Annotated in this window: 9 protein-coding genes; 2 read left to right on the forward strand and 7 right to left on the reverse strand. The window is 63.7% G+C overall.

All coding sequences use genetic code 11. The features are described from left to right. The 5 genes from JOZ76_RS23810 to JOZ76_RS23830 all read right to left on the reverse strand — a co-directional run. Nucleotides 1-791 (reverse strand): hypothetical protein (locus JOZ76_RS23810; RefSeq protein WP_291702494.1); only part of this gene is annotated, 791 nt, incomplete at its 3' end. Further along, nucleotides 788-1,537, reverse strand: a complete 750-nt coding sequence (locus JOZ76_RS23815) for a class I SAM-dependent methyltransferase (RefSeq protein ID WP_291702496.1) — start codon at nucleotides 1,535-1,537, stop codon at nucleotides 788-790. The genes JOZ76_RS23815 and JOZ76_RS23810, both read right to left, overlap by 4 nt. Nucleotides 1,538-1,667: 130 nt before the next feature. Continuing rightward, nucleotides 1,668-3,080: a mannose-1-phosphate guanylyltransferase/mannose-6-phosphate isomerase gene (locus JOZ76_RS23820; protein WP_291702498.1), complete on the reverse strand. Its 1,413-nt coding sequence runs from the start codon at nucleotides 3,078-3,080 to the stop codon at nucleotides 1,668-1,670. Between the two features lie 12 nt (nucleotides 3,081-3,092). Next, a complete protein-coding gene (locus tag JOZ76_RS23825) occupies nucleotides 3,093-4,109 on the reverse strand; it encodes an NAD-dependent epimerase (RefSeq protein WP_291702510.1) in 1,017 nt (338 codons plus the stop codon). Nucleotides 4,110-4,126: 17 nt separating this feature from the next. Beyond that, a complete protein-coding gene (locus JOZ76_RS23830; RefSeq protein WP_291702500.1) occupies nucleotides 4,127-5,413 on the reverse strand; it encodes a nucleotide sugar dehydrogenase in 1,287 nt (428 codons plus the stop codon). A gap of 209 nt (nucleotides 5,414-5,622) precedes the next feature. Between JOZ76_RS23830 and JOZ76_RS23835 the strand changes: the two genes are divergently transcribed. Continuing rightward, a complete protein-coding gene (locus JOZ76_RS23835) occupies nucleotides 5,623-6,585 on the forward strand; it encodes a lysylphosphatidylglycerol synthase transmembrane domain-containing protein (protein ID WP_291702502.1) in 963 nt (320 codons plus the stop codon). Nucleotides 6,586-6,699: 114 nt separating this feature from the next. Next, on the forward strand, nucleotides 6,700-8,634 hold the full coding sequence (gene asnB, locus JOZ76_RS23840; RefSeq protein ID WP_291702504.1) for an asparagine synthase (glutamine-hydrolyzing): 1,935 nt from the start codon (nucleotides 6,700-6,702) through the stop codon (nucleotides 8,632-8,634). A 45-nt stretch (nucleotides 8,635-8,679) separates the two neighbouring features. Here asnB and JOZ76_RS23845 read toward each other — a convergent pair whose 3' ends face one another. Together JOZ76_RS23845 and JOZ76_RS23850 are read right to left on the reverse strand one after the other, a co-directional pair. Beyond that, nucleotides 8,680-8,850 (reverse strand): hypothetical protein, encoded by a 171-nt coding sequence (locus tag JOZ76_RS23845; RefSeq protein ID WP_291702506.1) that lies wholly within the window; start codon nucleotides 8,848-8,850, stop codon nucleotides 8,680-8,682. Nucleotides 8,851-9,138: 288 nt separating this feature from the next. Then, nucleotides 9,139-10,209 carry an acyltransferase family protein gene (locus JOZ76_RS23850; protein WP_291702508.1) on the reverse strand — a complete coding sequence of 357 codons (1,071 nt, stop codon included), beginning with the start codon at nucleotides 10,207-10,209 and terminating at the stop codon, nucleotides 9,139-9,141. Nucleotides 10,210-10,632: the final 423 nt, after the last annotated feature.

The following is a 10,632-nucleotide window of genomic DNA, read 5'->3' on the forward strand; positions in this document are numbered from 1 at the left end:
GACAGCAACGCCCAGAATAGGCCGAGCGGCTCGCTCAGCGATGTCGGCGCAAAGGTTCTGAGGTAGAGATAGCTGAGGCCGAAGAAGGCCAGGCCCGCCCAGATCCCGCGCCAAATCATGACCGCATGGGCCGCAAGGCAGGCCGCAGCCGCGAGCAGGCAGGCCTGCACGATCAGCATCGCCGGAAACGAGGCGCCGCTGGCAAACAGCAGCAGCGCCCTGAACGCCGCCGCGAGCGGCCGCCGCAGCGCCCATGACGTCCATGTGCCGTGCTGCGTCTGGTAGAACGCTTCCGCCAAATGCCCATTGGCGTCGCTGAACGGAACGAGCCCGCCGATGTTGGCCCAGTGCGGATCCCCTGGTCTTGCGATCCCGGCCCACATCGCGCCGAGACCGATCAGCAACGCCGCCGCAACGATCGGCGGGCCACTCCAGCGCAGAATGACGTTCAGCCTGGTGTCCCACGCCGTCGTCATCTCGGCTCGAGAGCGCCACACCGACAGCCATGTCGTCAGCGTTCCGATTGCAGCGACGCCGAGAACCAGATCGGCGAAATATGGCTCGCCGCGCGCGACTCCCGCGAGCAAGCCGAACCATCGCAGCGGCGCCGTCAGAGGCAGCGCCCAGCCGGTCGCCAGAGCCCAAAGGGCGGCGCCGAGAAACAAGATCGAAGCCGCCAGAGCGAGCAGGAGAAGCGCGGACAGCATCGCATGTGGGACAGCGTCGAGCGCCAGCGCCCACCGCTGCAGGTGACGGTGAGTGGGCGAATGAAATGCGCTGTCGGTTGTCACTGACGCTCCAGAACGACCATCATCCGGAATGCCAGAAGCTTTCGAATGGCAGCCGGGGTCCGCCCCTCCAATGACAGGATCGGCTTGACCCAGGAAGCCGGGAGCAGCGACCATGGCTGAAATCCGCCGCTCAGCGGATAGGCGATGAGGCTTTGCCAGTCAATCCGGCGCACACGGAAGGCCGGAATTGCCTGCTCGAAGCGCTTGCAGGCCTGCTCGGTCGAGAACAGCAGCGTCGGTATCGCCTGATTGGCATCGAACGGGTCGTGCTTGAGACCGACCGTCACCATCGCGAACGGATCGGCCGTCATGTCGACGGGCTCCTCGTGGAAGCGATCGTAGAACCATCGCGCCAGCGGCGTCATCGCCGGCTCGATCATTGCCAGACGTCCGCCGGGTTTCAGCAGGCGCGCAGCCTCTTTCAGGAATTCGACCGGACGCTCGAGGTGATGCAGCACATCGAGCATGATGACGCCGGAAAACGCGCCATTCGCAAACGGCAGCCGATGCGCGTCAGCGACGACATCGATGCCGGGAAACGACAGGATATCGGTGGAGATGATATCGGGCCTGACGTCCTTGATATGGGCCGTTCCGCTGCCGATATCGAGAATCCGGCCCGCGCCGCAGGCCGCGAGCAGTTGCCGATGGAACTCCCGGTACAGGAGGCGAATGACCGCCTTCCGCTGCCACACGTCCCGATGCAGCGCCTGGCGCTGGTTCAAACCGGCGGAATTGCTCGTCATCGACCGATCGCTGCTTGTTCGCCCTGTTGCGCGATATGCTGCAACGGCAGCCAGCCCTCACGTTACCGCAAGAGCGACTCTGGCCTAACCTGCGGAGCTTGTCGAGGATCCGAAGGGGACCCTCCGCCAGTCACGAGCGCCGGTAGTCGTCCTCGATGCGGATGATGTCGTCTTCGCCGAGATAGCTGCCGGTCTGCACCTCGATCAGTTCCAGCTGGATCTTGCCGGGATTTTCCAGCCGGTGCACGGCGCCGATCGGAATATAGATCGATTCATTCTCGTGCACGGTCTTGACGCGGTCGTCGATGGTCACCAGTGCCGCGCCGCGCACCACGATCCAGTGCTCGGAACGGTGGTGATGCTTCTGCAGCGACAGGCGGTTGCCCGGCTTGACGATGATGCGCTTGACCTGGTGGCGATCGCCATTGTCGACCGACTGGTAGCTGCCCCAGGGCCTATGCACCTTGATGTGCTCCTCGGTGACCTTCGGCGCGACGGTGCGCACCTTCGCGACCAGCCGCTTCAGCCCGCCAGCGTCCTTCTGGCGCGAGACCAGGACCGCATCCTCGGTCGCGACCACGACGAGATCGTCGACGCCTTCCAATGCGACCATCGCCCGGTCGGAGACCACATTGCAGTTGCGGGAATCCTCGAACACGGCCGCGCCTTGCGCGGCATTGCCGAGCGTGTCCTTGTCCGACAATTCCCACACCGCGCGCCAGGAGCCGACATCGGACCAGCCGCAGGACACCGGCACCACGGCCGCATGCGTAGTCTTCTCCATGACAGCATAGTCGATCGAGATCGCCTTGGCCGCGCCGAACGCTTCGTTCTCCAGCGTGACGAAGTCGAGGTCGCGACCGGCCTTGGCGACGGAGGCCGCGACCGCCTGCACGCTCGCAGCGTCGAACTTGCGATATTCATCTGATAGCACGGCGGCGCGGAACATGAAGTTGCCGCTGTTCCAGAGATAGCGTGCCGCGACGTATTCGGCGGCCGTGGCCTGGTCGGGCTTCTCCACGAATTTTTCGATCGCGCGCACCTGCCCCGTAACGATCCCGCCGGGCTTGATATAGCCGTATTCGGTGGCGGGCCGCTCCGGCTCGACGCCGAACGTCACGATGCGTCCGCTTTCGGCCGCCGCAAGTCCCTCGCGGCAGGCCGCGAGAAAAGCGCCGGTGTCGCGGACCACGTGATCGGCGGCGAGCGCGAGCACCACGGCTTCGCTGTCACGCGTCTGCGCAAAGGCGCTGCCGGCCGCGATCGCAGGACCGGAGTCGCGCCGCATCGGCTCGAGCAGCACGTCGGCGTCGATGCCGATCTCGGCGAGTTGCTCGCGCACCGTGAAGCGGTAGGCCGCGTTGGTGATGATGACAGGCCGGTCGAACAGGTCAGCATCCGAGACGCGCAGCAGCGTGTCCTGGAACGTCGATCGCTTGCCGAACAGAGGAAGAAATTGCTTGGGCCGGACTTCACGCGAAGCGGGCCACAGCCGCGTTCCCGCGCCTCCGCACATGATCAATGGAATAATTCGTTTCGTCATCAGGCTCTGCCGTTAAATCCGATAGTAGTCACGATACCATCTCACAAAACGCGCGACACCCTCTTCGATCGGCGTTGCCGGGCGGAAACCAATATCGTTTTCAAGATCCTTGACATCCGCGTAGGTCGCCTCGACGTCGCCGGGCTGCATCGGCAGCATCTCCTTGATCGCCGCCTTGCCGAACTCCTTTTCCAGAAGCGCGACGACGTCGGTCAGTTCCTCGGGCCGACTATTGCCGATATTGTAGATTTTCCATGGCGCGCGGCTGCTGGCCGGATCGGGCCTGCTGCCGTCCCAATCCGGGCGGCCTTCCGGCGGCTTGTCAATTAGTCGCACGATTGCCTGGCTGATATCCTCGACATAGGTAAAATCGCGCCGCATCCGCCCATGGTTAAAGAGCCGGATCGGCTGCCCGGCCACAATGGCCCTGGCGAAGATGAACATCGCCATGTCAGGACGGCCCCACGGACCATAGACCGTGAAGAACCGCAGGCCCGTCGTGGGAAGGCGATAGAGATGGCTGTATGCGTGGGCCATCAGCTCGTTGGCCTTCTTGGAGGCGGCGTAGAGACTGATCGGGTGATCGACATTGTCCGACACCGCGAACGGCAGTTTGGTGTTGGCGCCGTAGACCGAGGATGACGACGCGAACACCAGATGCGCGCAGCCATTGTGGCGGCAGCCTTCCAGGACGTTGAGGAACCCCTCGACATTCGCCTCCGTATAGGCATGCGGATGATCGAGCGAGTGGCGAACGCCGGCCTGCGCGGCGAGATGGATCACCTTTGCGAAGCGATGCCGCTCGAACAGCGATTTCACCGCGGCGCGGTCGGCGAGATCGAGCTTCTCGAAAGCGAATTTCGGATCCTCCTTCAGGAGGCCGAGGCGCGCCTCCTTCAAGGCCGGATCATAATAGTTGTTGATGCTGTCGATGCCGACCACGGCGCGGCCCTCCGACAACAGGCGGCGCGTGACGTGAAAGCCGATGAAGCCGGCGGCTCCGGTCACCAATACTGCATCGCTCTGCATCGCCACTTCGTCCTGGTTCAAAGGCGCCACAGTTCGACGCCTGATGGCTTGCTGGCGCGGTCGAGCTTGGCCTTGACGTCAAACACCAGACCGCGCCCGCCCGCCAGCAATTTCTGCACCAGCAGCCACCCGCCGCTCACATAGTCGCTGTGTGCCACGGCGAGAATGACGGCGTCCGCCGGCTGCAGCGCATCGAGGGTGGCGAGATCAATGCCATATTCATGCTTGGCATCGACGGCATCCGCGAGCGGATCGTGGAGCTGTACCGTCAGTCCGAACGATTTCAGCTCGCGCACGATATCGATCACGCGCGAGTTGCGCGTGTCCGGCACATCCTCCTTGAAGGTCAGCCCCAGCACGGTGACAATGCCGCTGTTCTGCAGCTTTCGCCGCAACAATCCCCTGACGCATTCCCTTGCCACACGCTGGCCCATGCCGTCATTGATGCGGCGGCCGGCGAGGATGACCTCCGGATGATAGCCGGCCTTTTCGGCGCGGTAGGTCAAGTAATAGGGATCGACACCGATGCAGTGGCCGCCGACCAGCCCGGGCTGGAAGGGCAGGAAATTCCACTTGGTGCGCGCGGCGGCCAGCACGTCGGCGGTATCGATGTCCAGGGCCTGGAAGATCAGCGACAATTCGTTCATGAACGCGATGTTGAGATCGCGCTGGGTGTTTTCGATGACCTTTGCCGCCTCGGCCACCTTGATCGACGGCGCACGATGGATGCCGGCCGTGACCACCGACCCATAGACGTCGGCAACGACGTCGAGCGTTCTTGCGTCCTGCGCCGAGACCACTTTCATGATGGTCTCGAAGCGGTGCAACCTGTCACCCGGATTGATCCGCTCCGGCGAATAGCCGACCGTGAAATCGGCGCCGGCCACAAGGCCGGAAGTTTTCGCCAGCACCGGAATGCAATCCTCCTCGACCGCACCGGGATAGACCGTGGATTCATAGACGACGATGTCGCCCCGCTTCAGCGAGCTACCGACCGAACGCGAGGCCGCGATCATGGCGCCGAGGTCCGGCCGCCGCGCCTCGTCGATCGGCGTCGGCACGGTCACGATGAAGAAATCCGCTGCCCGCAACTCTGCCGCATCGCTGGTGAGATTGAGTCCGGCAAGCCGGAGGTCGGAGGCTTCCACCTCGCGCGTGCGGTCCTGGCCCGCCTTTAGTTCCCGGACGCGCGCCTCGTCGATGTCGAAGCCGATGACCCGGCTGCCGCCACGCGCGAAGGCCGCGGCGACGGGCAATCCGACATAGCCGAGGCCAATGACCGCAACGTTCCGGCCGTGCGCCATAAATTGATCTTCCAGCCCTTTGCAACGCCATTGACGCCGCTCCTGCGACTGTTTAGCCACCGTCCCATCCGGATCGCAAGGGGTTGATCACCGTGGCGACCGATGGTTAGTGCTGCGGTTCTGGGACGTGACGCCAAGAAGGGGGTCCGCGCCCTGCCCGCTCGTCCCAGTTCTCGTCTTGGTCCTATTGAGAGCGAGCCCGGCTAGGAATGCGCAAACTTCTCGTCCTGACGGCCCGGATCGCGGTTTCGCTGGCCCTGCTCTACCTCGCGCTGCGCGGGATCAACTTTGCTGCCATTCGGGAGCGCCTCAGCCAGATCAACCTGGTCTGGATCGGCGTTGCCGTGCTGGTCACGATCTTCCAGATCTTTCTCGGCGCGCTGCGCTGGCGCGAGATCTCCGAGCTGTGCCACGCGCCGCTGACTGATCTCCTGGCGTTTCGCTACAACATGATCGGCGCCTTCTTCAATCAGACGCTGCCCTCGTCGATCGGCGGCGATGCGGTGCGGCTCTGGCTGGTTCAGCGCGGCGGCGCCGGCTGGCGCGCTGCGACCTACTCGATCCTGACCGACCGCGCCGTCGGGCTGATCGCCCTCGCGCTGATCATCGTGGCGAGCCTGCCGTGGAGCTACGGCCTGATCGGGAACGACAAGGGCCGGCTTGCGCTCGTCCTTGTCGATTTTGCAGCGCTGGCCGGCGGACTGGGTTTTTTGCTGCTCGGGCATCTGCCCTGGGCCTGGCTGAAGACGTGGTGGCCGACCAAGCACATTCATGCCTGCTCGGTCATCGCCAACCGGGTGATTTTCGGCCGGACCACCGGGCCCAAGATCGCGGTCCTGTCACTCTCCATTCACGTGCTTGCCGTCGCCATCGCCTGGTGCGCGGTGCGTTCGATCGCGGCGTCCGCCGATTTCGAGCAGCTGTTCCTGCTGATTCCGCCGATCATGCTGATCACGATGGTGCCGATCTCGATCGCGGGCTGGGGCCTGCGCGAGGCGACCATGATGGTCGCGTTCGGCTATGCCGGGCTCGCCCAGATGGACGGAACCGTGGTATCCATCCTGTTCGGCCTGGTCTACTTTGTGGTGGGCGGGATCGGCGGGCTGGTCTGGATTTTTAGCGCGGAGAAGGCGGTCAGCGCGATGCCGCTCGCCGGCAGCGCCGAACTGTAGCGTCTGGACATATCGTTCATCGTGGACATCAGGCGCGACTGCTCGCAGGGAAACACGCTGGCCTAGGTTGATCGGGACGACCATGCAGCTCTCTCACGGGAAGATCTCTTAGGCATGTGTGGCATCGCAGGCTTTGTCGCCAGTCCGACGCGTCAAGACTCTCCGGACCGGATAGCGACCATCGCCCGTGCGATGGATGACAGCCTCGCCCATCGCGGCCCCGACGGCCACGACATCTGGATCGATCCGGACGCCGACGTCGCGCTGGTCCATCGCCGGCTCGCCATCGTCGATCTCACCCCGACCGGCGCCCAGCCGATGGTGTCCGCGAACGGACGCTTCGTCATCACCTACAACGGCGAAGTCTACAGCCACCTCGAGATCCGCGCCGATCTCGAGGCCAAGGGGTTGCGCTTTCGCGGCCACTCCGACACCGAGGCCATGCTGGAATCGATCGCCCTTTATGGCATGAAGGCGACGGCCGAGCGGCTGATCGGCATGTTCGCGCTGGCGGTCTGGGACCGGCAGGAGCGGACGCTGACGCTGGTGCGCGACCGCGTCGGGATCAAGCCTGTCTACTGGGCGAAGTTCGGCGAGCTGTTCATGTTCGGCTCCGAGCTCAAGGCGCTGCGCGCTCATCCCGGCTGGTCCGCGCGCATCAAGGGAGAGGCGGCGTCGGCCTTCATGCGGCACAATTACATCCCGGCGCCGCACACGATCTATGAGGGCGTCTACAAGCTCGAGCCGGGAACGATCCTGACGCTGCGGCCCGGCAAGGAGCCGGCATTGGAAAAATTCTGGGACGCGCGGCAGGTTGCGAGCGCAGGAATCGCAAAGCCGCTCCATGACGATGAGACGGCGCTGATCGATCGCATGGAGCATCTGCTGACGGATGCGGTCGGCAAGCGGATGATGGCCGACGTGCCGCTCGGCGCCTTCCTGTCCGGCGGCGTGGATTCCTCGCTGGTGGTCGCGCTGATGAAGAAGGCGAATGCCGGTCCGGTCAAAACCTTCTCGATCGGCTTCGAGAGCATGGACTTCAACGAGGCGCCCTACGCCGCCGCGATCGCCAAACATCTCGGCACCGAGCACACCGAGCTGACCGTCACGGCGCGCGAGGCGCTGGAGGTGGTTCCGCAGCTCGCCGACATGTATGACGAGCCGTTCGCGGACTCCTCGGCGATCCCGACCTATCTGGTCTCGGCGATGACGCGGAAATACGTCACGGTGGCCTTGTCGGGCGATGGCGGCGACGAGCTGTTCGCCGGCTACAATCGCTATCAGCTGGCCTCGCGTTTCGATCGCATGCTGGCGGGCGTGCCCCGCCGTTTACGAACGATACTGGCGGCCGGCATCACCTCAATCGGAACGGAGAGCTGGGACCGCCTGTCGGGCCTTGCACCGAAGGGCCGCCTGCCGCCGCTGTTCGGCGACAAGCTGCACAAGGCCGCCGCGGTGCTGGACGCCCCCGACGGCGGCGCGCTCTATCGCCGCCTGGTCAGTCATTGGGAGCCCGGCGAGATCATGCCCGCGGTGACGGAGCCGAACGGCCTGCTCTGCGACGGCTCAGTTCGTTCCGATTTTCCGGATCTGCTCGACCGGATGCAGTTTCTCGATCTGGTCACCTATCTGCCCGACGACATTTTGACCAAGGTGGACCGCGCCAGCATGGCGATTGCGCTGGAAGCGCGCGTGCCGCTTTTGGACCATCGCGTCATCGAGCTGGCCTGGCAGCTGCCGCACGCGCTCAAGATCCGAGGCGGCGTGACCAAGTGGATTTCGCGCCAGGTCCTTTACCGCCACGTGCCGCGGCAACTGATCGAGCGGCCGAAGATGGGTTTTGGCGTTCCGCTCGGCGACTGGCTCAAGGGTCCGCTGCGCGACTGGGCGGAACACCTGATCTCGGAGAAGCGCCTCAAGGAAAATGGATTGCTGGATGCCAGCCTCGTCCGGCGCCGCTGGCAGGAACACCTGTCGGGCCGGCGCAACTGGCAATACCTTCTGTGGGACGTCTTGATGTTCGAAGCCTGGCGGGAGCGCTGGGGTTAGGTCCGGCCGGTGAAGCGGCGGCGCACGCCGCTCAAGCCGCCCTCTTCATCGGTTCGCGGGCTTGTCCGGTGCGACCGACGGCGCATCCTTCACAAAACCGAGTTCACGCTCACGCTTCTCAAGCCACTCGCGGGTCTGGCGGCGGCGCTCTTCGGCTTCGCGGTGTTCGGCATACTCCGCGTCGAGCGGGCTGGTGAGCTTTGACGCTTGCGTCATGACGGCCTCCTCCCCATCACCCCCCCGTTACGGGGAGCCAATCAGCGTCCCCCTCGTCAGTTCCTGCAGGGACGGTTCAACTTTTTGCTAAAATCGTGGCCGAAATCGGAACATGCGCAGAAATGAAGACAAAAGCGGGCGAGTTCAACCTCCAGATTGCCTGTTGCATGATGCTCGCCGCAAAGGCGCATGATGCCCGGCGCAAGCTTGATCGTCTCACCTGCTTTTGATGTCAAGAGGTCGGAAAATTGCCCAGTCCTCACACGCGGCAGGTGGCCGGCGCAAGGATTACACACGGGCTAGCCGCTTCTGGGAAAACATGAACGCAATGACGTCCTGGAGATAGCGGGTCAGGGGGCGCTCGAAAAGGACGTGCACGGCGCATGCAGCAATCCCGGCCACGATCAGCACGAACACGGCATAAAGGACAGGCGCCGCTCCAGGGGTGAGAATGGCACCAAGCAACCTCCGCGGCAGGGTAATGGCGATCGGGTGCACCAGGTAAAACGCGTAGGAGGCGTCTCCCATGAAAGCGATGCCCCGGGACAGCGGGCTCGGCGTGAGGCTCGGTCCAGCCAGTGTGACACCGGCGACAAGGAGAGCCGACGGGATGCCCCAGACCACCATATGATCGATATCGGGGTGCCAGTACGACAGCACGTAGCCGGCTGCACCGGCTACAACAAGCGCTATGCATACGAAGAGCGGCAGCCGATATCCTTCGCGCACGGCCAGGGCGACCAGCATGCCCATCGCAAATTCGAGGACGATCGGCAGGGCGAGATAATCGAGCGGCGGCGGCAGACCCCATGTGCGATTGAAGGCGACCAGACAGGCCAGCAGCGCAACGACGGCCACGACGCCGGGGCGGCGGCCGAGCGGAAGCGCCAGGCAGAAGCACAGATAGAAAAACATCTCGAAGTTGAGGCTCCAGCCGACGCCGTGAACGGGCGCCATGTATCCGTTCGTCTGCGGATAGGGAACGAACATGTACGAGGCGATCACGACCTGCGGCGAGAAGTTGACGGCCTCTAGACTGCCGTAGTGCCACAGCAGGTAGGCCAGGATGATGCTGGTCATGACCCAGTACAGCGGAACGATCCTGGCTATTCGGCGAAGCAGGAACTCATGTGGACCGGCCGGGCGCCGAAAGAACCGTTCTGACGCATAGACCATCACGAAACCGGAGATCACGAAAAACAGATCGACGCCGGCCGATCCCACTTCGGCTCCGGGCAGCGGGTTGGGAATGCCAAGTTGTCGCGGAAGTTCACTGTTGGTGATATGGGCGAAGGCGACTGCGATCGCGGCAATTGCTCTCAACGCCTGGATCGATACCAGTCCCTGCTTGTCGTACACGAGCCGTCCCCGCCCCAAAACGCCAGCTTAGCGGCAACCGATTCAGCCGTCCAGAATCGGAGGCAGTCGGCTATGAGGAAGGGTCGCGCCAGGGGACCACGACGGCGGTAATGGTCCGGTGAACGAAACCCCCACGTTACAACCCGTGGTATAGGACGCTGAGGTTGCGGTAAACTACCTCTTAATGATACCACTTGCAGGACAGAAAGCCTTTCGAATCGGCAGGTGTTTCTGGGCGTTTTATCTACCTGAGGTTGTCGATCGCTCGTCTATCTCGTTGGGATAGGCAGGTTCCGGCGGAAGTCGGAGATGAGAAACGACCCGGCACAGCGGAGAACGACCATCATGAAGCATGTTCATGACGGCTTGGACGGCGGCATTTTCGATTTGTCCGACGACGGCCTGCTGGTTCCGGACGGGAGC

It is taken from the genome of Bradyrhizobium sp. (assembly GCF_019244115.1).
GTDB lineage: Bacteria > Pseudomonadota > Alphaproteobacteria > Rhizobiales > Xanthobacteraceae > Bradyrhizobium.

Excerpts from the sequence above, each read along its gene's own strand:
- JOZ76_RS23815 (WP_291702496.1), bottom strand. The coding sequence starts at position 1,537 with ATGACGAGCAATTCCGCCGGTTTGAACCAGCGCCAGGCGCTGCATCGG.
- JOZ76_RS23820 (WP_291702498.1), bottom strand. The coding sequence starts at position 3,080 with ATGACGAAACGAATTATTCCATTGATCATGTGCGGAGGCGCGGGAACG.
- JOZ76_RS23825 (WP_291702510.1), bottom strand. The coding sequence starts at position 4,109 with ATGCAGAGCGATGCAGTATTGGTGACCGGAGCCGCCGGCTTCATCGGC.
- JOZ76_RS23830 (WP_291702500.1), bottom strand. The coding sequence starts at position 5,413 with ATGGCGCACGGCCGGAACGTTGCGGTCATTGGCCTCGGCTATGTCGGA.
- JOZ76_RS23835 (WP_291702502.1), top strand. The coding sequence starts at position 5,623 with ATGCGCAAACTTCTCGTCCTGACGGCCCGGATCGCGGTTTCGCTGGCC.
- asnB (WP_291702504.1), top strand. The coding sequence starts at position 6,700 with ATGTGTGGCATCGCAGGCTTTGTCGCCAGTCCGACGCGTCAAGACTCT.
- JOZ76_RS23845 (WP_291702506.1), bottom strand. The coding sequence starts at position 8,850 with ATGACGCAAGCGTCAAAGCTCACCAGCCCGCTCGACGCGGAGTATGCC.